We start from the raw sequence: 22,249 nt of genomic DNA, 5'->3' as shown, positions 1-22,249 counted from the left end.
CGTCTCGTCGGTCTCAGGGCGCGGTCAGCGGGCCGTACGCGTCAGGTCGGCGGTCGCGGTAGAACTGCCACCGGGTGCGGACCTCGGTCAGCAGGTCGAGGTCGAGGTCGCGCACCACGAGCTCCTCCTCGTAGGCGTCGGCCGTCTCGCCGACGAACGCACCCTCGGGGTTCACGAAGTAGCTCGTGCCGTAGAAGTCGTTCGAGCCCAGCTCCTCGAACCCGACCCGGTTGATGGCACCGACGTAGTACTCGTTGGCCACGGCCGCTGCGGGCTGCTCGAGCCGCCACAGGTAGTTGGACAGGCCGCGGCTCGTGGCGCTCGGGTTGAAGACGATGGTCGCTCCGGCGAGACCCAGGGCCCGCCACCCCTCGGGGAAGTGCCGGTCGTAGCAGATGTAGACCCCGATGCGCCCGACCGCGGTGTCGAAGACCGGGTAGCCCAGGTTGCCGGGGCGGAAGTAGAACTTCTCCCAGAACCCGGGCAGGTGCGGGATGTGGGTCTTGCGGTACTTGCCGAGGTAGCTGCCGTCGGCGTCGATCACGGCCGCGGTGTTGTAGAGGATCCCGGGCTGCTCGAGCTCGTACACGGGCAGCACGACCACGATGCCCAGCTCCCGGGCGAGGGCCGCGAAGCGCTCGGTCGTCGGTCCCGGGACGGACTCGGCGTAGGAGTAGAACGCGGCGTCCTCGACCTGGGGGAAGTAGGGCGCGTTGAACACCTCCTGGAAGCAGATGACCCGGGCCCCCTGGTCGGCGGCCTGGCGGGTGTACCGCTCGTGGGCCGCGACCATGGACTCCTGGTCGCCGGTCCAGCGGACCTGGGTGAGGGCGGCGCGCACGATCATGGGGTCTCCTCGGGTGGTGCGGTGGGACGGGGGCGGTGGCCGTTGTGCTCGGCCGACGGCGGGTGCACCGACGGCGCCGAGGGTCCCGACGGCGGCCCCGGTGCTGCGCCTCGCCCGTGAGGAGCGGGCTCGACGACGTACCGGTCGGCGACGTCGAGGGCCGCGTCGACGACGTCGAGGCCGTGCTCGAGGTCCTCGACCGACGTGACGAGCGGCGGGGCGAGGTGCAGCCGGTTGACCTGCGGGAAGGGCCAGACGCCGCCCGCGGTGACCGCCGCGACGACCTCGGCCATGGGGGCGTTCTGCTCGGGCGTGCCCTGGAACGGCACGAGGCGTTCGCGCGTGAGGGGGTCGCGGACGAGCTCGATCGCCCAGAGGAAACCGAGCCCGCGGACCTCGCCCACGCTGGGGTGCCGGGCGGCCATGTCGCGCAGTCGTTCGCCGAGGACCCGCTCGCCCAGCGACCGGACCCGGTCGAGGATGCCCTGCTCCTCGAGCACGTGGATGCTCGCGACGCCGGGCGCGCACGCGAGCGGGTGACCCGAGTAGGTGAGCCCGCCGGGGAACGGGGTGCGGTCGAAGCTCGCGGCGACACGCTCGGACACGATCACCCCGCCGAGCGGGACGTATCCCGAGTTGACGCCCTTGGCGAAGACCACGAGGTCCGGCACGACGCCCCAGTGGTCGACGGCGAACCACTCGCCGACGCGACCGAAGCCGACCATGACCTCGTCCGCGACGTACAGGATGCCGTGCTCGTCGCACAGCTCGCGCACCCCTGCGAGGTAGCCGTCGGGGGGCACGAGCACGCCGTTGGTCCCGACCACGGTCTCGAGCAGGATCGCGGCGATCGTCGCGGGCCCTTCGAGCTCGACGACCTCGCGCAGGTGGCGCAGCGCCGCGACGCACTCGTCGGCGTCGGTCCTGGCCCCGAACGACGACCGGTAGGTGTAGGGCCCGAAGAAGTGCCGCACGCCCGGGTCCACCTCGTTGGGCCAGCGCCGCGGGTCGCCCGTGGCCGTCACGGCCGTGCCCGTGTTGCCGTGGTAGGACCGGTAGGCGGCCAGGACCTTCTGCCGGCCCGTGTGGCGCCGGGCGAGCCGCACGGCGTTCTCCACGGCGTCGGCGCCCCCGTTGGTGAAGAACACACGGTTCAGCCCGCCGTCGGCTCCGCCGGGCGCGCGCTCGACGATCAGGCGCGCAAGCTCGCTGCGCACCGGGTTCGCGAACGACGGCGCCACGGTCGCGAGGCGTCCGGCCTGCGCCTGGATCGCGCCCACGAGCGCGGGGTGCTGGTGCCCCAGGTTGAGGTTGATGAGCTGCGAGGCGAAGTCCAGGTAGCGCGTGCCCTTCTCGTCCCAGAACCAGGCGCCCTGCCCGCCCGCGATCGTCACGGGCCGGATCAGCTCCTGCGCCGACCACGAGTAGAAGACGTGGGCGTCGTCGCGCCCGGCCCGGGCCGTGCCCTGCACTGCGTCCGTCATCGGATCGCCGTCCCTTCGTCCGTCGGCTCGTCCGCCTCGTCACCGGGTCCGGGGGAACCCCAGGTCGATGCTGCTGGTCGCGGGGTCCGGCCACCGCGACGTCACGACCTTGGTCCGGGTCGCGAAGTGGATGCCCTCGGGGCCGTACATGTGCGAGTCCCCGAACAGCGACCCCTTCCACCCGCCGAACGAGTAGTAGCCGACGGGCACCGGGATGGGGACGTTGACGCCGACCATGCCTGCCTGCACCTCGACCTCGAAGCGTCGGGCCGCTCCCCCGTCGCGCGTGAAGATCGCGGCGCCGTTGCCGTACGGGTTCTCGTCGACGAGCCGCAGGGCGTCGTCGAACGTCTCGACCCGCACGACCGAGAGCACGGGCCCGAAGATCTCCTCGCGGTACACCGTGTGCTCGGGCCGCACGTGGTCCACGAGGCTCGGTCGCAGGAAGAACCCGCCGCTCGTGTCCTGCCCGTCCGCCCCTGGCCCGACGGGCGGCCCGTCGCGCCCGTCCAGGACCAGGACCGCTCCCTCGTCGACGGCGCTGCCCACGCGCGCCGCGACCCGGTCGCGGTGCTCGGCCGTGATGAGCGGCCCCATCTGGGAGGCGGGGTCGTTCCCCGGCCCGACGACGAGCCCCGCCACGCGGGTGCGGATCGCCTCGACGAGGGCGTCGGCGACGTCGCCCACCGCGACCACGACCGAGATCGCCATGCACCGCTCCCCCGCGGACCCGTACCCCGCCGAGACCGCCGCGTCCGCCGCGGCGTCGAGCTCGGCGTCGGGCAGGACGACCAGATGGTTCTTCGCCCCGCCCAGCGCCTGGACCCGCTTGCCGTGGCGCGTGCCCGTCTCGTAGACATGACGGGCGACGGGGGTCGAGCCGACGAAGCTGATCGCGGCGACGTCGGGGTGCTCCAGGAGCCGGTCGACCGCGACCCGGTCGCCCTGCACCACGTTGACGACGCCGTCGGGCAGCCCGGCCTCGGCCAGGAGCCGGGCGACCAGCAACGACGCCGACGGGTCGCGCTCGCTCGGCTTGAGGACGAACGTGTTGCCGCACGCGATCGCCGTCGGGATCATCCACAGCGGCACCATGGCCGGGAAGTTGAAGGGCGTGATGCCGACCATGACGCCCAGCGGCTGCTTGACCTCGTGGACGTCCACCCCGGTCGAGACCTGCTGGCTGAAGCCCCCCTTGAGCAGGTGCGGGATCCCGGTCGCGAACTCGACGTTCTCGAGGGCCCGCGCGACCTCCCCCTCGGCGTCGGACACGACCTTGCCGTGCTCGGCCGAGACGAGACGGGCGATCTCGTCCCGGTGCCCGCGCAGCAGCTCGTGGAACGCGAAGAGGATCTCGACGCGCCGCGACAGGCCCGTCCGGGACCATCCCGGGAAGGCCGCGAGCGCCGCCGCGACGGCCGCGTCCACGTCGGCCGCGGAGGCGAGGGCCACTCGGCCCGTGACCCGTCCGGTGGCCGGGTCGTGGACGGCTCCGTAGCGTTGCGCCTCCTCCACGCGGCGACCACCGACGACGTGTCCGATCACCCGTGGGGTCCGCTCGGGGGTGCTGCTCGTCATGCTGGCCTCCCTCCCGGGCGCGGCACGCGGGGCGGCGGCCGGGGTCGTCGACGACTGAGTCTCAGTGTGGCACGAGGACGCCCGTCATGTGATGTCGATCACACCGACCGGAGCTTGCAGGGGTGAAGCGAGGTCGAGCGCCCGCCCACCGTGCGTGCCGCTGTCGTCGCGCCACCGGGCCCGGGTACGGTCGGGCCGTGACCGACGAGCACCGCACGAGCAGCCACGCCCCGGGCGACCGGCGCACCCCGGCAGGCCCACCTCCTCCCGGACCGGACCCCGCTCCCGCACGGCCGATGACCCGCGCCGAGCGACGTGCCGCCGAGCAGGCCGCCCTGGAGCGCCAGGCGGACACCGCGTGGCACTCGTCCCCCGCCACCGGCGCGCTGCCGACCGCACGCCCCCGGACCTCCGCCCTGCCCACCACGGCAGGCGGCCCGACGGCGCCGCACCCCTCGCCCGCACCGGTGGCACCGGTCGGGGACCCGGCAGCAGGACCCTCCACGACCGCGGCCCGCGACACGTCGGCCGCAGCATCGGGACCGACCACCTTCGGCGCCTCCGCCTGGGAGCGCGTCGCGGTCTCGGCCGAGACCCCGCCGGCACCGACGGCACCGACGGCACCGACGGCATGGCGCGAGCGCGCAGCCCGCTTCGCCCCGCACCTCTCCCAGGCGCCCGGCGCACCCGGCGCACCCGGCGCACCCACCACGGTCGAGCCGGCCACTGCCGACGCTGCCGACACCACCGACGCTGCCGAGGATCACCTCGGCCGCGACGGCTCCGACACTGCCGACGCTGCCGACACCCTGGTCGTCGACCCCCGGGACTCGTCCGGTTCGTCGACCCCGTTCCCGACCCGTCGACAGCTCTCCCACGCGGCCCGGCACGTGACACGGCTCGGCCGCGGCAACGCCGCCCGCCTGCTCCTGCTGACCGTCGTCACGGCGCTCGCAGTCGAGATGATCCGGGCGAGCGGACCCCTGCTCGACCGTGCCTTCGCCGCGAGCGTGACCGTCGCCGCCGGCACGGCCCTGATCACGTACGCGGCTCCCGCGCTGGCCGTGACCATCATCGCCGCGCGGCTGCCGATCTCGGGGCGGGTCACGCTCGGTGCGGTGCTCGCCCTCGTCGCGTGGCGACTCGGTCTGCAGGGCCTCGGGATCGCCGCCGGCTCGGACGGCGCGCTCGGGTCGGCCCGCTACGGGCTGGGGCTCGGGGGTGCCGCGCTCGCGGTGGCCACGCTCGTCATCGTGGTCGCGTTCGTGAGCGGTGTCCGGCCGTCACCCGCTGACGACTCCCCTGAGCGGGTAGGAGACACCTGGACGCCTCTCGCGAACGGGCGCATGGTCGCGCTCGGCATCTCCCTGGGTGTCCTGGGTGCCGCGGGCGTGAGCCTGCTCCACGGGACGTGGGACGCGTACTGGCGCACCGGCCTGCTCTCCTGGGTGGCTCCGCTCGTGCTCGGCGGGCTGGCCGCGGTCTCGGCCTGGCTGCTGCGCGGTGACCCCGCCGCCCCCGGCGCCCGCGGGCTCTGGGTGCTCGGCCCGTACCTCGCGCTGGGCGTCATGGTCTTCGGCAACCCGGCCTTCATCGCGTCGCAGACGGGCCTCCCGTTGACCGCCGCGGCGGGAGCCGTCGCGTTCATGGCCCTGATGGTCGGGCTCACGACCGTCCGGGGCACCGCACGGTCGAGCCGTCCCGGGGGCAACGTCGTCCTGTCGGTCCTGGGTCGGTGGGCCGACCTCGTGGCGCTCGTCGCTCTCGCCCTGGTCGTCTTCGTGGTGCCCGGCCGGACCGAGGTGCTCGACGACCTCCTCGCCTGGGCCCTCCTCGTCTGCGTCGTCGGCCTCGCCGTCGCCTCGACCGACGCCGTCGTGCACGCCCTGACCCGGCCTGCCCGTGAGATCGGCTGGCTGCGCCTGGCCGGGGCGAGCACCGCCGTCGGACTGGGGCTCATCCTGCCGCTCCTGGTCTACCAGCTCGACTACGACGTGCCCCTGCCCGTGCCCAACGCGTCCGTGCCGGTCCTGGTCGCCCTCGTGATCGGGGTCGCGGGACTGCGTCGCACCCGCCCCCTGCCGCAGGCCGCCGCGGGCACCGCGGCAGCCGCCCGCGTCGCCCCGCCGAGCGTGCGCGTCGCGCTGCCCGTCGTGGCCGCGGTCGCCGCCCTGGCTGCAGGCGGCGCCGCAGTGCAGCTCGTCGACCTGCCGGCCGGGGACCGGACGGCGAGCGGTGCGGCGACCGCCGACGAGCAGGGCCTCGTCGTCCTCGACTGGAACCTGCACTACGGGGTCAGCGCGACGCCGTCGGTCGAGCTCGACGACGTCGCCGCGACGATCCGCGACGCGGGCGCCCAGGTCGTGACGCTCCAGGAGGTCTCGCGCGGCTGGGTGCTGGGCGGTGGCATCGACATGGCGAGCTACCTCGCACGCGCCACCGACATGGAGGTCGCGTTCGTCGGGGCGGCCGACCGCCAGTTCGGGAACGCGATCCTCTGGGACCCGGACACCGTCACGGTCTCCGACGTGTCGCGGACGTCGCTGCCCTTCGGAGCGGGCCCGCAGCACCGGTCCGCGATCTCCGCGACCGTCACGCCTGCGGACGGGGCCGACCTGCGCGCCGCCTGGGCCGACGGGCTGCGCGTCACCTCCGTGCACCTGCAGCACCGCCGCGAGAACACCCCGACCCGTCTCGACCAGCTCGACACGCTCTTCACGGCCGAGCCGGTCGAGGGGACCTACCTGCTCGCGGGTGACTTCAACGCCGAGCCCGACTGGGACGAGATCACCCTCGTCGAGTCCCAGGGGCTCGTGAGCGGGCAGGACCAGGCGGGGGACGCGGACGACCTCACGTCCCCCGCGGACGCACCACGCCACCGCATCGACTGGATGTTCGGCGCGGGCCTCGGCTTCGAGCGCTTCCGGGTCCTGGACGACGTCTCGTCCGACCACCGTCCGCTCGTGACCGTGGTGCGCCCCGCGCAGGAGCAGGAGCCCGCACCGGCCGGGTAGGCGCGGGCCCGCCTGCGCCTCAGTCCTCGCGGTGGTGGAGCATGCGCGCGACCTCGGCGATCGACCCGGACAGCGACGGGTAGACCGTGAAGGCCTCCGCGACGTCGTCGACCGTGAGGCGGTGCGCGACCGCGAGCGTGATGGGGAAGATGAGCTCGCTCGCGCGCGGGGCCACGACGACACCGCCCAGGACGACGCTCGCCTCGGGGTGCGCGAACAGCTTCACGAACCCGTCGCGCATGCCGAGCATCTTGGCGCGCGGGTTGCGGGCCAGCGGGAGCGTCGTGGTCACGTACTTGGAGCCCTGCTCCTTGAGCTTCTCCTCGCTGTACCCGACGGTCGCGATCTCGGGGGCCGTGAAGATGTTCGCGGCGACCGTGCGCAGCTTGATGGGGCTCACGGCGTCGCCCAGGGCGTGCGACATGGCCACGCGGCCCTGCATCGCCGCGACCGAGGCGAGCGGCAGGATGCCCGTGCAGTCGCCGGCCGCGTAGATGCCGCGCACCGAGGTGCGCGAGACCTTGTCGACCTGCACGTGACCGCTCGCCGTCAGGCGCACACCGGCCTCCTCGAGGCCGATGCCCGCGGTCGAGGGGATGGACCCGACGGCCAGCAGCACGTGCGAGCCCTTGACCACACGCCCGTCGGCGAGCGTGACCTCGACGCCCTCGTCGGTGCGCACGGCCGCCTCGGCGCGCGTGCGGGACATGACCGTCATGCCGCGCGAGCGGAAGACCCCCTCGATGAGCTCGGCGGCGTCGGCGTCCTCGCCGGGCAGCACGCGGTCGCGGCTCGAGACGAGCACGACGTCCGAGCCCAGCGCGTTGTAGGCCCCCGCGAACTCGGCTCCCGTGACGCCCGAGCCCACGACGATCAGGCGCTCGGGGAGCTCCTTGAGGTTGTAGAGCTGGGTCCAGGTGAGGATGCGCTCGCCATCGGGGATCGCGGTCGGCAGGACGCGGGGCGTCGCACCGAGCGCGAGGAGGATCACGTCGGCGTCGACCGTGACCTCGGCCGCGTCCTCCTGGAGCGTGACGTGCACGCGCGACGGGCCGTCGAGGCGTCCCTCGCCGATCAGGACGCGCACGCCCTCGCGCTCGAGACGTGCGTGGATGTCGGCGGACTGCGCGGCCGCGAGCGCCATGACACGGGTGTTGACGGCGTCGAGGTCGACCATGTGACGGCGCATCGCGGGGTGCGCGGCCTTGGCCGTGTCGACGGGCAGGCGGATGCCGAGGTCGGCGGCGCGGTCGGCGATGGTCATCCAGTCGGCCGTCGCGATGAGGGTCTTGGACGGCACCACGTCGGTGAGGACGGCGGCTCCGCCGAGCCCCTGGCGTTCGACGACGGTCACGTCGGCGCCGAGCCGACGGGCGACGAGAGCCGCCTCGTAGCCTCCGGGTCCACCGCCCAGGATCACGATGCGGCTGGCCTGCAGGTCGGGGTTCTCGTTCGTCACAGGTGCCATTCTGTCAGCATCCGAGGGGCATTCGTGTCAGCATGCGGACAGGACGACGCGCTGGGGCGACGACGGGCGTTCCGCGGGGCGCGTGGCGTGAGAACGGATAGCCTCGTCCTATGACGACGACCTTGTCTCTCGACGACCCCACGACCGACCCGTTCCTCGTGGCCCGCGCCGCTGCGGACCACATCGCCGAAGCCACCGGAATCGAGGGGCACGACGTCGCCCTCGTGCTCGGGTCGGGCTGGGGCGGGGCGGCCGAGCTCCTGGGCGACGTCGTCGCGGAGATCCCCACGAACGAGATCCCCGGGTTCTCGAAGCCCGCCGTCGCCGGCCACGTCGCCACGACGCGCTCGATCCGGATCGAGCGCGTCGACGGCTCGGTCCGTCACGCGCTCGTGCTCGGCTCGCGCACCCACCTGTACGAGGGCAAGGGCGTGCGCCACGTCGTGCACGGCGTGCGGACCGCGGCGGCGACGGGCGCGCAGACCGTGATCCTCACCAACGGGTGCGGCGGGTTGAACCTCGACCACGGACCGGGGACCCCGGTGCTCATCAGCGACCACATCAACCTCACCGCCACCTCGCCCCTGGAGGGTGCGACGTTCGTCGACCTCACGGACCTGTACTCCTCGCGCCTGCGGGACCTGGCCCGGTCGGTCGACGGCTCGCTCGGCGAGGGTGTGTACGCCCAGTTCCCCGGGCCGCACTACGAGACCCCTGCCGAGGTGCGCATGGCGGGCGTCCTGGGTGCGGACCTCGTCGGCATGTCGACCACCCTCGAGGCCATCGCCGCGCGGCATGCGGGTCTCGAGGTGCTGGGCATCTCGTTGGTCACGAACCTCGCCGCGGGCATCAGCCCCACGCCGCTCTCGCACGGCGAGGTCATCGAGGCCGGCCAGGCGGCCGGCCCCCGGATCAGCTCTCTGCTCGCCGAGATCGCGAAGCTGGTGTGACATGACGGACCCACAGGACCACCTCGACGTGGACGACCCCGGCTACGAGGCCGGGCGCAGCCACGCGTCCTTCCTGGCGGAGGTCGAGGCCTGGATCGCGGCGGACCCCGAGCCCGCCGACCAGGCCGAGCTGCGCACGCTCCTCGCGGAGGCCGACTCGCCCGACCCGCGCGACCACGCGGTGCGCGCCCGGGCTCGGGCCGAGCTGCGCGACCGCTTCGTCGGCACGCTCCAGTTCGGCACCGCGGGCCTGCGCGGCGCGATGGCGGCGGGCCCCCACCGCATGAACCGGGCGGTCGTGATCCGGGCCGCGGCGGGCCTCGCGTCGTTCCTGCGCGACGCCCTGCCGGGGCGCACGCCGCGCGTCGTCATCGGGTACGACGCCCGGCACCGTTCGCACACGTTCGCGCTCGACAGCGCCGCGGTGTTCACGGCTGCGGGCGTCGAGGCGTCGATCCTGCCGTCCGCGCTCCCGACGCCCGTGCTCGCCTACGCGGTGCGCCACCTGGGTGCCGACGCGGGCGTCATGGTCACCGCGAGCCACAACCCCCCGGCGGACAACGGCTACAAGGTGTACCTCGGCGGCCGTGTGGTCACGGACTCGGGCCAGGGGGCGCAGATCGTGCCGCCGTACGACGCCGAGATCGCGGCCGCGATCGACCGCTCGCCCGTGGCTGCGCAGGTCCCGCGCGCGACCGACGGCTGGACGGTCCTGGGTCGCGACGTCGCGCTCGGTTACGTCGAGTCCGTGGGCCGGCTGTCCGACGGCGCCGCGCGCGACCTGCGCATCGTCGCCACCCCGCTGCACGGCGTGGGAGGTGAGGTGCTCGCCCGGGTCCTGGCGGACGCGGGCTTCACCGACGTCATCAGCGTCGCCGAGCAGTTCGAGGCGGACCCGCTGTTCCCGACCGTGGCGTTCCCCAACCCGGAGGAGCCCGGCGCGATCGACCTCGCGCTCGCGTACGCGCAGGACGCCACGGCGGACCTGGTGATCGCGAACGACCCCGACGCGGACCGGTGCGCCCTCGCCGTGTACGACCCGCGCGTCGGGACGTACCAGGGGGCCGAGACGGCCCGGTCGAACGGGTGGCGCATGCTGCACGGGGACGAGGTGGGCTCGCTGCTCGGCGAGGAGATCGGCCGACGTGCGGACGCGACGGGACGCGCGGACGGGACCCCGTTCTTCGCGAGCTCGATCGTGTCCTCGCGGCTGCTGCGCAAGATCGCCGACAGCCACGGGCTGGGCTACTCCGCGACGCTCACGGGTTTCAAGTGGATCTCGCGTGTCGACGGGTTGGTGTACGGCTACGAGGAGGCGCTCGGCTACTGCGTCGACCCGCAGGTCGTGCGCGACAAGGACGGCATCAGTGCGGCCCTGCTCCTGGCGCAGCTCGCGAACCGGCTCAAGGCCGAGGGGCGGACTCTCGTCGATGCGCTCGACGACCTTGCCCGTGCTCACGGCCTGCACGTGACCGACCAGCTCTCGGCCCGGTTCACCGACCTCGACCAGATCCCGGCGGCCATGTCCCGGCTGCGGGCGGCGCCCCCGCGCACGCTCGCAGGCTCGGGGGTGAGCGACGTCGTCGACCTGTCCGAGGGGCTCGACGGGCTGCCGCCGACCGACGGCGTGCGGCTGCTGTCTGCGGACGGCACCCGGGTCATCGTGCGTCCGAGCGGCACCGAGCCCAAGGTCAAGTGCTACCTCGAGGTGATCGTCCCGGTCGCGCCCGACGCGAGCCACGACGACCTCACCGCGGCCCGTGCCTTCGCCCGGACCCGCCTCGACCACGTGCGCCAGGACGTCGCGGCCGCGCTCGGTATCTGAGGGCGGGCGGACCAGCTGGCCGGTCCGGCGCCACACGACGAAGGCCGTCGCCTGCTCCACCTGGAGCGGGCGACGGCCTTCGTCGTCCGTACGGCACGCGCTCCCGGCTGCATCACCACACCCTGGATCGAGACGCCGGGGTCGAGCGCGTCTCCGCGCCCGCTGAGCAGGCCCACCGAGGGGCCCGGGCCCGTCAGGATCGCAGCGCAGGCTCCTCGTCGCGCGCGACGGCGGCCTTCCAGTCGGACTTCTCGGCGCGCCAGCCCTCCTCGGTCCGCCCGCGGCGCCAGTAGCCGGACGCGGAGAGCGCGGTCACGGGCACGTTCCGGTCGAGGCGCACGTGGCGGCGCAGCGTGCGCACGAACCCGGCGTCGCCGTGCAGGAACACCTGGGGCTGCCCGGGCAGGAACGTGAGCGCCTCGACGGCCTCGACGAGGACGTCGCCGGGCGCCCGGCCGGGGTAGGCGTCGCGGTGGACCCAGCGCAGGTCGAGCGCCCCCGGCGACGTGAGGGCCTGCTCCTCCGCCGCGGAGGCGACCTCGACGACCGCGAGGACGGGCGCGCCGTCGGGCACTGCCTCAAGGGCTGCCGCGATGGCGGGCAGGGCGCTCTCGTCACCCACGAGCAGGTGCCAGTCATAGGCACCTGACGGCGCGTAGTCGCCGCCGGGGCCGAAGAAGGACATCGCGTCACCGGGCCGGGCGGCGGCCGCCCAGGGGCCCGCGAGGCCCTCGTCGCCGTGCGCCACGAAGTCGATCGCGAGCTCACGGGCGACGGGGTCCCACGAGCGGATCGTGTAGGTGCGCATCGGCACGCGTCCCTCGGGGCCGGCCGCGGCCGGGAAGAGCAGCTTGACGTAGCGGTCGGTGTACGGGCCGGCGTCGAAGCCCTCGAGCCCCTCTCCCCCGAGGACCACACGGATCATGTGCGGCGTGAGGTGCTCGGTGCGCACGACGACTGCGTGGGTCGCGACGCGCTCGGGCTTGCGGGGGGCAGGGTCGGTCATACGGTCCTCCAAGGTGCGCTCCGCCCGCGATGGCGAAGTGAGGCTAGCCTAACCCCGGATGCACCGAGGGGTGACCGCCCGTCCGGGCACGGCCACCCCTCGGTCCGTCGGGTGCGGGTCAGTAGCCCCCTGCGCCCCCCTCGGCCGGCTCGACGCCGTCGAAGCCCGCGAGCACCGCAGCGGTGCCGGACAGGCCCAGGCGCGTCGCGCCGTGCTCGATCATCGCGAGCGCGTCGGCGAGCGTTCGCACGCCCCCCGAGGCCTTGACCCCGAGGCGTCCGCCGACCGTCTCGGCCATGATCGACACCGCGTGCGTCGAGGCTCCGCCGGCCGGGTGGAAGCCCGTGGAGGTCTTGACGAAGTCGGCGCCCGCCGCCTCCGAGGCGCGGCACGCCTCGACGATCTCGTGGTCCGTCAGCGCGGCGGACTCGATGATGACCTTGAGGACCTTGGGCGCCGGGACCGCGGCACGGACGGCCGCGATGTCCGCCCGGACGTACTCCCAGTCCCCCGCCTTGGCGGCACCCAGGTCGATGACCATGTCGACCTCGTCGGCACCGTCGGCGACCGACCGCGCGGCCTCGGCGGCCTTGACGTCGCTGTGGTGCGTCCCGGACGGGAAGCCGCACACGGTCGCGATCTTCAGACCCTTGCCGTCGAGCGGCAGGACCGAAGGCGAGACGCACACCGAGTAGACGCCGAGCGCGACGCCCTCGTCGACGAGCGCCTCGAAGTCCGCACGGGTCGCCTCGGGCTTGAGCAGGGTGTGGTCGACGAACTGCGCGAGGGCCGCGCGGTCGAGCGAGGACGTGCCGGGGGTGCTCACAGCTGTGCTCCTTGGATCTCCTGGTAACCGGGAAGGATGACGTCGTCGACCAGCGCGCGGCGCTCGTCGTGGTGGATGAAGGCGCTCCACGCGGCCGTGGCCGTGACGTCGTAGAGGTCCTCGAGCGTCCAGCCGGCCTGCTCGACGAGCAGCGTCATCTCGCGGGTCATGGACGTGCCCGACATGAGGCGGTTGTCCGTGTTGAGCGTGACCGCGAAGTCGAGCTCCTTGAGGCGCGTGATGGGGTGCGCCGCGATCGAGGTCGCCGCCGCGCCGGTCTGCAGGTTGGAGACGGGGCACAGCTCGAGCGGGATCTGGTGGTCACGGACCCAGTGCGCGAGCCGGCCGAGCGCCGCGGTGCCGTGGTGCTCGTCGAACGAGATGTCCTCGATGAGACGCACGCCGTGCCCGACGCGCGAGGCCTGGCCCAGGTGGACGGCCTCCGCGATCGACGAGACGCCCGACGCCTCGCCCGCGTGGATCGTCACGGGGAAGTTCTGGTCGGCGAGGTACTGCCACACACCTGGGAAGCGCGAGGGCGGGAAGCCGTCCTCGGCGCCCGCGATGTCGAACCCGACGACGCCGTTGCCCCGGTTGGCCACGGCGAGCTCGGCGATCTCCTGCCAGCGGTCGGCGTGCCGCATCGCGGTCACGAGCTGGCCCACGCGGATCGTGCGCCCCTGCGCGGCGGCGAGGGCCACGCCCTCCTCCAGGCCCGCCTGGACGGCGTCCACGGTGTCCTGCAGGCTCAGCCCGCCGCGCAGGTGCTGCTCGGGGGCCCACCGCTGCTCGGCGTACACGACACCGTCGGCTGCGAGGTCCAGCACCGACTCGCGCGCGACGCGCACGAGCGCCTCGCGCGTCTGCATCACGGCGATCGTGTGGTCGAAGGTCTCGAGGTAACGGACGAGCGATCCCGAGTCGGCCGACTCGACGAACCAGGCGCCCAGCGCGTCGGGGTCGGTCGCGGGCAGGTCGTGCCCGATCTCGGCGGCGAGCTCGATGATCGTCCGAGGCCGTAGCCCACCGTCGAGGTGGTCGTGGAGGACGACCTTGGGGAGCGCGGCGATCGCCGCGACGGTCTCGCTCACGGAGGAGGGTGTGGAGGTCATGGGCTCACGCTACCGGGCGCGGGGCGGGCGCACGCGACGGCGGTGCGGGTCCCAGGTCACGGGAGCGTCACGGGTGCGCGACGCCCGCCACCGCCCGGCTCAGTCCCCGTCGGCGTCGGCGCCCTCGTCGAGCGGCACGACGGACGCCTGCTCGACGACGTCGGCCTCGTCCGCCTCGCCGTCGAGGTCGGGGCGCGGCGTCCGCGGGCTGTACTCCTCCACGTCGTCGGCGTCGGAGGGGACGTCCGGGGGCGCCAGCCCCTCCTCGACCAGGTTCTTCGGGGCGTCGTCGTCGGGCGCGACCAGGCCTGCGTCGCGCCAGGAGTCGGTGCCGGGGACCGTGCTCATGGTGAGCTCCTCTCGTCTCTCCCCATCGTCACCCGACGCGGCGCGACCCGCCAGCCCGTCCCGCGGGCAGGACCGCCCAGGTGACGTGCGGCCACCCGCCGAGCGCGCGCCGCACGCCCCTGCCGGGCTCGCCGTCGTCGCCGGTCCCGGCGAGGAGGTCGGCGACGCGCAGCCGGTGCATCGTCCCGGTCGACGGCTCGTACACCGAGCACCACCGGCCGCCGAACGGCACGGCGGCCTCCTTCTGCGGCTCCGCAGGAGCGCTCACGCCCGCGAGCAGCACGACGTGGCGCGGCACGGCCGTCGACCACCCCGTCCCGAGGTCCCCGCCCGCGTACAGCGGGACGGGGACGCCCGCGGCGGCCGAGCGCAGCGCGCTCGCGAGCACGCGGTCCGCGGTGCCGTGGCCCGCCACGATGCGGTGGGTGTACCGCACGTCGGCGTAGCGGGCGTCACGTGCGGCTGTCCAGGGCGGCGTGCCGAGCCCGGTGGGCCACGGAAGAGGGCCCAGCGCGGCGTGCGCCGTGCGCGCCTGGAGGAGGCGCTGGAGCGCCGCGAACCTGCCCGACGACGTCTCGAGCTCTCGGGCGGTCGCCTCGGCCTCTCCCGCGGTCACCACGTGCGCGCTCTCCCCCCGGGACACGTCGGTGCCCGCGACGAGCCACAGCCCGACCACGGGGTCGCCCGCCGCGGCGAGGACCGCGAGCACTGCCGAGCCGCACGTCGTGCCGTCGAGCTGGACCGCCCGGGCGCTGCCGAGCACGAGCGGCTCGCCGAAGCGCGCGTCAGGGCCCGCAGGGAACGAGACGTGTCCCGGCGCACCGTCCCCCTGCGACGGGCCGGACGCGGCCCGGTGCAGCGGGTCGAGCACGTGCGCCCGCTCCCACGGCCGGAGCGTCGCGAGGGCGTCGACCAGGCGGTCGGCGACCTGCTCGGGGTGCCCCGCGCGGCGGACGAGCCGACGAACCAGGGACGCGGCGCCGTCGGGCCCCGGGACGACGTAGCGGCCCGACGGCGGCACGGGCGGCAACGGCCCCCGCCCCGCTCCCACCGCACGCAGGACCCGGGTCAGCTGGAGGTCGGCGAGGATCATCCCGACAGCCTGCCATCCCCTCCCCCCGGACGACGACCCGCCCTCACAGCAGGCTCACGACCGCGCTCGCCGCACCGAGGAACCCGAGGGCTCCCACGAGCGACGCGACCCGCACGAGGAAGCCCCAGGAGTGCAGCCGGCCGTCGCGCGGGAGACCACCCGACGGCGGCCGCAGGACCGCCGGCACGAGGGTCGCGACCGCGAGCACCCCCGCGAGCACGCACAGGACGGGCTGCCCCACCCGCAGGTTCACGGCAGCGAGCAGGACCGACCCGATCACGACCCCCAGGACCGTGCGCTGCCACGCGAGCGCGGTGCGCTCGGGCTGCAGGCCAGGGTCGCGGGCCGGACGCGTCACGCCCGCCAGACCTCCGTGACCGCGTACCCGGCCACGAGCAGCGCGAGGACGAGCACGCCCGCGACGAGCACCGGCAGGCCCGTCGGTGCGGGCAACGGCTCGCCCCGCCGCATGGCCCGCTCGTTGCGCTGCCACGCGAGCAGTGCGTAGGCCGCGAAGCCCGCCCCCGCGAGGCACGCGACCGCGGCGATCACGTCGACGAAGCCGGACATGCTCGCGAGCGACGCGAACGACGTGAGGGCGACACCACCCGCCACCAGACCGAGCCCCGTCCGCACCCAGGCCAGCGCGGTGCGCTCGTTGGCCAGGCTGAAGCGGATGTCGGGCTCCTCGCCCACGCCGTACACCGAGCGCGGACGACGGTCGTCGGCCGGTGGCGCCCCGTGGCTGCGCGTCGCCGCGTCGTCCGAGGGCTCCCCCGCCTGCGCCGACATCTCAGCTCAGGCGGTCGAGGATCAGGGCCGGGGTCTCGACGACCGTGCCCGGGTCCGCGACGCCCCACGCCCCGTCGAGAGCCTCGACCGCGCGGTCGAAACGCTCGGGGGTGTCCGTGTGGAGGGTCAGCAGGTGCTGGCCCTTGGTCACGACGTCACCGGGCTTGGCGTGGATCTCGACGCCCGCGCCCGCCTGCACCGGGTCCTCCTTGCGGGCGCGGCCCGCCCCGAGGCGCCAGGCCGCGACGCCCACGCCGAACGCGTCGAGGTGCGAGAGCACGCCGTCGCGGTCCGCGACCACGTGCTCCTTCTCGCGCGCGACGGGCAGCGGCGCGCGGGCGTCGCCGCCCTGCTCCGCGATCATCTCGCGCCACTTGTCCATGGCCCGGCCGTTGGACAGCGCGTGCCGCACCTCGTCCTCGGGAACGGGCTTCCCCGCAGCGGAGAGCATCTCGACCGCGAGCGCGACCGTGAGGTCCACGACGTCGCGCGGGCCACCGCCCGAGAGCACCTCGAGGGTCTCGCGGACCTCGAGCGCGTTGCCCGCCGTGAGACCGAGCGGCGTCGACATGTCGGTCAGCAGCGCGACCGTGCGCACGCCCGCGTCGGTACCCAGGTCCACCATGGTGCGCGCGAGCTCGCGCGCCTGGTCGAGGTCCTTCATGAACGCCCCGGAGCCGACCTTGACGTCCAGGACCAGGGCACCCGTGCCCTCGGCGATCTTCTTGCTCATGATCGACGACGCGATGAGCGGGATCGCCTCGACCGTCGCCGTGACGTCGCGCAGCGCGTAGAGCTTGCGGTCCGCGGGCGCCAGGCCCGAGCCCGCCTGGCAGATGACCGCGCCCACGTGCTCGAGCTGGCGCATCATCTGCTCGTTGGTCAGCGCCGCACGCCAGCCCGGGATCGACTCGAGCTTGTCGAGCGTGCCGCCCGTGTGCCCCAGACCGCGCCCCGAGAGCTGCGGCACGGCCACGCCGAAGACCGCGACGAGCGGTGCGAGCGGCAGCGTGATCTTGTCGCCCACGCCACCGGTCGAGTGCTTGTCCGCGGTGGGCCGCGAGAGTGCCGAGAAGTTCATGCGCTCGCCCGACGCGATCATCGCGGCCGTCCAGCGGCCGATCTCCGTGCGGTCCATGCCGTTGAGCAGGATCGCCATGTTGAGCGCGGCCATCTGCTCCTCGGCCACGACGCCACGGGTGTAGGCGTCGATGACCCAGTCGATCTGCTCGGCCGACAACCGGCCCTTGTCCCGCTTGGTGCGGATGACGTCGACCGCGTCGAACGACTCGGTCGCCTTGTCGGGCAGCGCGCCCGAGGCGCCCGCCGGGATGCTCTTCGTGCTCATGCTCGCTCCACCAGATCCTCGGGCCCGAAAGCGTCGGGCAGCACTTCGCTCATGGGCTTGATGCCACGGGTCGTCTCGACGAGCAGCGTGGGACCGCCGTGCTCCCACAAGAGCTGGCGGCACCGACCGCACGGCATGAGCCTGTTGCCGTGACCGTCGACGCACGCGAACGCCACGAGGCGACCGCCCCCGCTCCCGATCAGGTCGCTCACGAGCGAGCACTCGGCGCACAGCGTGACGCCGTACGCCGCGTTCTCGATGTTCGCGCCCGTGACCAGGCGGCCGTCGTCGACGAACGCGGCCGCACCGACCTTGAAGGACGAGTACGGCGCGTAGGCCTTCTCCATGGCAGCCCGAGCGGCGACGCGCAGGGTCTCCCAGTCGAAGCGGTCCCCTGCGTCGACGTCCGTGGCGCTGTTCTCGCTCACGTCGTCATCCCTTCACGTACGGCTGGCCCGCGGCCGCAGGACCACGGACGCGGCCGACGAGTCCCGCCACCGCGAAGATCGTGACGACGTACGGCAGCATCAGCATGAACTGGTTGGGGATCGGCGTCTCGAGGACCCCGAGCACCTGCTGGAGCTTGTCGGCGAAGCCGAAGAGCAGCGCGGCACCGAGAGCGCCCCAGGGGCTCCATCGACCCAGGATCATCGCGGCGAGCGCGATGTACCCCTTGCCGGCCGTCATCTCCTGACCGAAGGCACCGACCGAGCCGATCGTGAAGAACGCGCCTCCCAGGCCCGCGACCATCGACCCGAGCAGGACGTTCCCCCAGCGCGTGCGGTTCACGTCGATGCCGACCGTGTCCGCGGCCTGCGGGTACTCGCCCACGGAACGGACCCGCAGGCCCCACCGGGTGCGGAACAGCGCGATGCTGATGACGATCACCGCGACGTACAGCAGGTAGACGATGATCGACTGGCGGAACAGCACCGGCCCGATGACCGGGATCTCGGACAGCAGCGGGATCGGGATCGTCGGCAGGCGCGGCGGGGAGTTGAGCGTGGCCGCGTCGTTCTTGAGCACCGAGCTGAACAGGAAGCTCGTCAGACCGACCGCGAACACGTTGAGCACCACACCGACGATGATCTGGTTCACGTGGTACTTCACGGTGAACAGCGCGAGCATCGCACCGATCAGCAGACCGGCGAGCGGGGCGGCCACGAGCCCGACGTAGGCGTTGCCCACGACCGAGGCGAGCACCGCTGCGCCGAAGGCGCCCGTCAGGAGCTGCCCCTCGATCGCGATGTTCACGACACCGGCCCGCTCGTTGAGCAGACCGCCGAGAGCACCGAACGCGAGCGGGACCGCGAGGAGCAGGGACCCCTGGAGGAGGCTCACGATCGACGTGCTCTTGTCCGCGACGGCCCAGACCAGGAACGTCAGGACCCACAGCACGCCGAAGACCGCGAGCACCCAGCGACCGACCGGGCGGTCCGCGCGGACCCGGACGTAGGCGTAGCCCGCGAGCAGGAGGCACAGGACCGAGAGCACGATCGCGGTCGCCCGGGTCGGCACGGCCACCGGGTCGAACTGGAGCAGGTCGGCGCCCGTCGAGACACCGAACGTCGTGACCGAACCCGCCGGCCCCAGGAGGCCGAAGAGGACGAACGAGAGGAGCCCGAAGACGCCCAGCGTGATGGGGAGCTTCCAGCTGCGGGCCGCGGTGACGGCGGCGACCTGGGTAGCGGGTGCAGCGACGGCGCTCATGCGCTGACTCCCTTCATGACGACGGGGTTCGGGGCGGGCAGACGGAAGATCGCCCGCACGAGCGGCGGCGCCGCGATGAAGAGCACGACGAGCGACTGGATGACCAGGACGATGTTGATCGAGGTCCCGGTCGAGGCCTCCATCGCACGCCCACCCACGTTGAGCCCTGCGTACAGCAGACCGGCGAAGAAGATGCCGAGCGGCTTGGACCGCCCCAGGAGCGCGACCGTGATCGCGTCGAACCCGATCGATCCCGCGATACCACCCGTGAGGGCCTTCTCGGTACCGAGGATCTGCACGGCACCCGCCAGCCCGGCCAGGGCACCGGAGACGACCATGACGAGGACGAACGACGACGCGACGCCCATGCCCGCGGTCCGCGCGGCCTGCTGGTTCGAGCCGACGGCACGGAAGCGGAAGCCCCAGGTCGAGCGCGTCATGAGCCACCACACGAAGACAGCGGCGAGGATAGCGACAAGGAAGCCCGCGTTGAGGCGGAACTGGTCACCGAGGAGCAGCGGGAGCTGCGCGGTGTCCTTGACCCCGGGGCTCTTGGGCTGGTTGGAACCAGGCCGCGTGAAGGCGTTGGTCGTGAGGAACCACGCCACGAGGTAGAGCGCGACGTAGTTCAGCATGATCGTCACGATCACCTCGTGCGCGCCGGTGCGCGCCTTGAGGAAGCCCGCGATGCCTGCCCAGAAGCCACCGGCGAGGACGCCGCCCAGGAGGGCGAGGAGCAGGTGCAGCACGGGCGGGAGGTTCCACGCGAAGCCGACGTAGCCGCCGATCGCGGCCCCCATGAGGACCTGGCCCTGGGCACCGATGTTGAACAGCCCGGCGCGGAACCCGACGGCCACGCCGAGCGCAGCGATGATGAGCGGGGTCGAGACCGTCATGGTCTCGGTGAGCGACCGGATGCCGCGCGCGAACGTCGGGGCGTCGTAGTTGTACACCGCTCCGCGGAACATGGCCGCGTAGGCCTCGCTCACGGCGGTCCAGGCCGCACTGAAGAAGTCGGCCGGCCTGGCGAAGAAGTAGCTCGCGGCGGCGGTCACGTCGGGGTCCGTGACGATGATCAGGAGCCCGCCGATGACCAGTGCCAGGACGAACGCCAGGACGGTCACGCCGAACGGGCCGGTCGTGATCTCGCGGAAGGTCGCGGCCCAGCGAGCGGAGTCGGAGCCCGCGGGCTGAGGCTTCGCCGCGCCGGCCTGCTCCGGCGCCGGCTCTCCCGTCGGTGGCGGGGCGGGCTGCTGGTCGGTCACTGGGTTGCTCCCGTCGTGTCGGTCTGGTCGTGCACCTGTGCGATGGCCTCGTCGTGCGGGACGCCGGCCATCATGAGTCCGAGCACCTCTCGCGACGTCGTCGGCGGCACCACGCCGACGATCCCTCCCCGGTACATCACGGCGATGCGGTCGGCGAGCTCGACGACCTCGTCGAGCTCGGTCGACACGATGATCACGGGCGTGCCGTTGTCGCGCTCCTGCACGATGCGCCGGTGCAGGAACTCGATCGAGCCCACGTCGACGCCTCGCGTCGGCTGGCTCGCGATGAACAGCTTGAGCGGCCTCGACAGCTCGCGCGCCAGCACGACCTTCTGCTGGTTGCCGCCCGAGAGCCGACCGACCTCCTGGCCAGGGCCCTGGGTACGGATGTCGAACTCCGTGATGCGCTGCTCGGCGTTGCGGCGGATCGCCCCCAGGTCGAGCCCGATGCCCTTGGCGTAGGGCGGCTTGTCGTAGAGGTCGAGCACGAGGTTCTCGGCGACCGAGAAGTCGAGCACGAGCCCGTCGACCTTGCGGTCCTCGGGGACGAAGCCGATCCCGGCCTCGAGCGTCGCGTCAGGTGTCAGGCCGCGCAGCTCCCGCCCGTCCAGGGAGATCGACCCCTCCGCGGAGGGCAGCAGCCCGAGGATGGCCTCCGTGAGCTCGGTCTGCCCGTTGCCCTGCACGCCGGCGACGGCGAGGATCTCGCCCTGCGCGACGGTGAACGACACACGGTCCACGACGGCCTGGCCGTTCGGCGCGAGGACCGTGAGGTCGGTGACGACGAACGTCTCCTCGCCGCGCTGGGGCGGGGCCTTGTCGAGGCCGAGGGAGACGGCACGTCCCACCATGAGCGAGGCGAGCTCGCTCTCGGAGGCGGTCGGCTCCGCGCTGCCGACGACGGCTCCCCGGCGGATGACCGTGATGATGTCGGCGACGGCCTTGACCTCGCGCAGCTTGTGCGTGATGAACACGATCGAGGTGCCGGACTCGCGCAGCTGGCGCATGATCTCGATCAGCTCGTCGGTCTCCTGCGGCGTGAGCACCGCGGTGGGCTCGTCGAGGATGAGGACCTTCGCCTCGCGGGCGAGCGCCTTGACGATCTCGACGCGCTACTGCACGCCGACGGGGAGGTCCTCGACGACGGCGTCCGGGTCGAGCCCGAACCCGAACCGGGCGGACAGCTCGCGCACGCGCTTGCGGGCCGCCTCCAGGTCCAGGAACCCTCCGGCCCTGGTGTCCTCGTGGCCCAGCATGACGTTCTCGGCGACGGTGAAGACGGGCACCAGCATGAAGTGCTGGTGCACCATCCCGATCCCGGCTGCCAGGGCGTCGCCCGGACCGCGGAAGGTGCGCTCGACGTCGTCGAGCAGGATCTCGCCCGAGTCGGCCTGGTAGAGGCCGAACAGCACGTTCATCAACGTGCTCTTGCCCGCGCCGTTCTCCCCGAGCAGGGCGTGGATCTGCCCCGGTTCGATGACGAGGTCGATGTGGTCGTTGGCGACGAGCGGTCCGAACGACTTGGTGATTCCGCGGAGCTCCAGCTTCACGTACGGTCTCCTTCGATGCACAGGCAGCCTTGC

At 73.3% G+C, this 22,249-nt stretch carries 18 protein-coding genes and 1 pseudogene; 3 read left to right on the top strand and 16 right to left on the bottom strand.

Annotated elements, in window-relative coordinates:
• Positions 1-13: 13 nt before the first annotated feature.
• Genes IE95_RS0110055 through IE95_RS0110045 form a run of 3 tightly spaced genes read right to left on the bottom strand, consistent with a single transcriptional unit; the run spans position 14 to position 3,909 of the window.
• The gene (locus tag IE95_RS0110055; protein WP_030151497.1) at positions 14-847 is read right to left on the bottom strand and encodes a nitrilase-related carbon-nitrogen hydrolase; all 834 of its coding nucleotides are present in this window, start codon (positions 845-847) and stop codon (positions 14-16) included.
• Positions 844-2,331, bottom strand: coding sequence for an aspartate aminotransferase family protein (locus IE95_RS0110050; protein WP_084690090.1), 1,488 nt, complete (start codon positions 2,329-2,331; stop codon positions 844-846). The genes IE95_RS0110055 and IE95_RS0110050 overlap by 4 nt, the downstream gene beginning before the upstream one ends.
• Positions 2,332-2,370: 39 nt before the next feature.
• Positions 2,371-3,909, bottom strand: coding sequence for a CoA-acylating methylmalonate-semialdehyde dehydrogenase (locus IE95_RS0110045; protein ID WP_030151495.1), 1,539 nt, complete (start codon positions 3,907-3,909; stop codon positions 2,371-2,373).
• Positions 3,910-4,106: 197 nt separating this feature from the next.
• On the opposite strand from IE95_RS0110045, the gene IE95_RS0110040 reads away from it, so the two are divergent.
• Positions 4,107-6,923: an endonuclease/exonuclease/phosphatase family protein gene (locus tag IE95_RS0110040; RefSeq protein WP_129429480.1), complete on the top strand. Its 2,817-nt coding sequence runs from the start codon at positions 4,107-4,109 to the stop codon at positions 6,921-6,923.
• A 19-nt stretch (positions 6,924-6,942) separates the two neighbouring features.
• On the opposite strand, the gene IE95_RS0110035 is transcribed toward IE95_RS0110040, so the two are convergent.
• Entirely contained in the window at positions 6,943-8,382 is a 1,440-nt protein-coding gene (locus IE95_RS0110035) for an NAD(P)H-quinone dehydrogenase (RefSeq protein WP_420819382.1), read from the bottom strand.
• A gap of 119 nt (positions 8,383-8,501) precedes the next feature.
• Here IE95_RS0110035 and IE95_RS0110030 point away from each other — a divergent pair, with 119 nt between their 5' ends.
• Positions 8,502-9,341 carry a purine-nucleoside phosphorylase gene (locus tag IE95_RS0110030; protein ID WP_030151492.1) on the top strand — a complete coding sequence of 280 codons (840 nt, stop codon included), beginning with the start codon at positions 8,502-8,504 and terminating at the stop codon, positions 9,339-9,341.
• A 1-nt stretch (position 9,342) separates the two neighbouring features.
• Positions 9,343-11,166, top strand: a complete 1,824-nt coding sequence (locus tag IE95_RS0110025; RefSeq protein ID WP_084690088.1) for a phospho-sugar mutase — start codon at positions 9,343-9,345, stop codon at positions 11,164-11,166.
• Positions 11,167-11,359: 193 nt separating this feature from the next.
• Here the strand turns inward: IE95_RS0110025 and IE95_RS0110020 are convergent, their stop codons facing one another.
• From IE95_RS0110020 to IE95_RS18880, 12 genes and pseudogenes are all read right to left on the bottom strand, one after another.
• Entirely contained in the window at positions 11,360-12,172 is an 813-nt protein-coding gene (locus IE95_RS0110020) for a siderophore-interacting protein (RefSeq protein ID WP_030151490.1), read from the bottom strand.
• Positions 12,173-12,290: 118 nt separating this feature from the next.
• Positions 12,291-12,998 carry a deoxyribose-phosphate aldolase gene (deoC, locus tag IE95_RS0110015; RefSeq protein ID WP_030151489.1) on the bottom strand — a complete coding sequence of 236 codons (708 nt, stop codon included), beginning with the start codon at positions 12,996-12,998 and terminating at the stop codon, positions 12,291-12,293.
• Positions 12,995-14,110: an adenosine deaminase gene (locus IE95_RS0110010; protein ID WP_030151488.1), complete on the bottom strand. Its 1,116-nt coding sequence runs from the start codon at positions 14,108-14,110 to the stop codon at positions 12,995-12,997. Before IE95_RS0110010 ends, deoC begins: the two co-directional genes overlap by 4 nt.
• 99 nt (positions 14,111-14,209) lie before the next feature.
• Positions 14,210-14,458 (bottom strand): hypothetical protein, encoded by a 249-nt coding sequence (locus tag IE95_RS0110005; protein ID WP_030151487.1) that lies wholly within the window; start codon positions 14,456-14,458, stop codon positions 14,210-14,212.
• Positions 14,459-14,486: 28 nt separating this feature from the next.
• Positions 14,487-15,551, bottom strand: a complete 1,065-nt coding sequence (locus IE95_RS0110000) for a hypothetical protein (protein WP_030151486.1) — start codon at positions 15,549-15,551, stop codon at positions 14,487-14,489.
• A 43-nt stretch (positions 15,552-15,594) separates the two neighbouring features.
• On the bottom strand, positions 15,595-15,909 hold the full coding sequence (locus IE95_RS20410) for a DUF202 domain-containing protein (RefSeq protein WP_051702977.1): 315 nt from the start codon (positions 15,907-15,909) through the stop codon (positions 15,595-15,597).
• Positions 15,906-16,343, bottom strand: a complete 438-nt coding sequence (locus IE95_RS18885) for a YidH family protein (protein WP_030151485.1) — start codon at positions 16,341-16,343, stop codon at positions 15,906-15,908. The genes IE95_RS20410 and IE95_RS18885 overlap by 4 nt, the downstream gene beginning before the upstream one ends.
• 1 nt (position 16,344) lies before the next feature.
• Positions 16,345-17,691, bottom strand: a complete 1,347-nt coding sequence (locus tag IE95_RS0109985) for a thymidine phosphorylase (RefSeq protein WP_051702976.1) — start codon at positions 17,689-17,691, stop codon at positions 16,345-16,347.
• A complete protein-coding gene (locus tag IE95_RS0109980) occupies positions 17,688-18,119 on the bottom strand; it encodes a cytidine deaminase (RefSeq protein ID WP_030151483.1) in 432 nt (143 codons plus the stop codon). Before IE95_RS0109980 ends, IE95_RS0109985 begins: the two co-directional genes overlap by 4 nt.
• Positions 18,120-18,123: 4 nt before the next feature.
• Complete coding sequence (locus tag IE95_RS0109975) at positions 18,124-19,401, bottom strand: ABC transporter permease (RefSeq protein WP_030151482.1); 1,278 nt, start codon at positions 19,399-19,401, stop codon at positions 18,124-18,126.
• Entirely contained in the window at positions 19,398-20,666 is a 1,269-nt protein-coding gene (locus IE95_RS0109970) for an ABC transporter permease (protein WP_084690086.1), read from the bottom strand. Before IE95_RS0109970 ends, IE95_RS0109975 begins: the two co-directional genes overlap by 4 nt.
• Positions 20,663-22,216 (bottom strand): annotated as a pseudogene (locus IE95_RS18880) (ABC transporter ATP-binding protein). The gene IE95_RS0109970 and the pseudogene IE95_RS18880 overlap by 4 nt, the downstream one beginning before the upstream one ends.
• Positions 22,217-22,249 lie beyond the last annotated feature (33 nt).

Source organism: Oerskovia turbata (genome assembly GCF_000718325.1).
In the GTDB taxonomy this organism is placed as follows: domain Bacteria; phylum Actinomycetota; class Actinomycetes; order Actinomycetales; family Cellulomonadaceae; genus Oerskovia; species Oerskovia turbata.
Note: the sequence above shows the minus strand (reverse complement) of the source record. Positions and strands in the feature narration are given on the sequence as shown.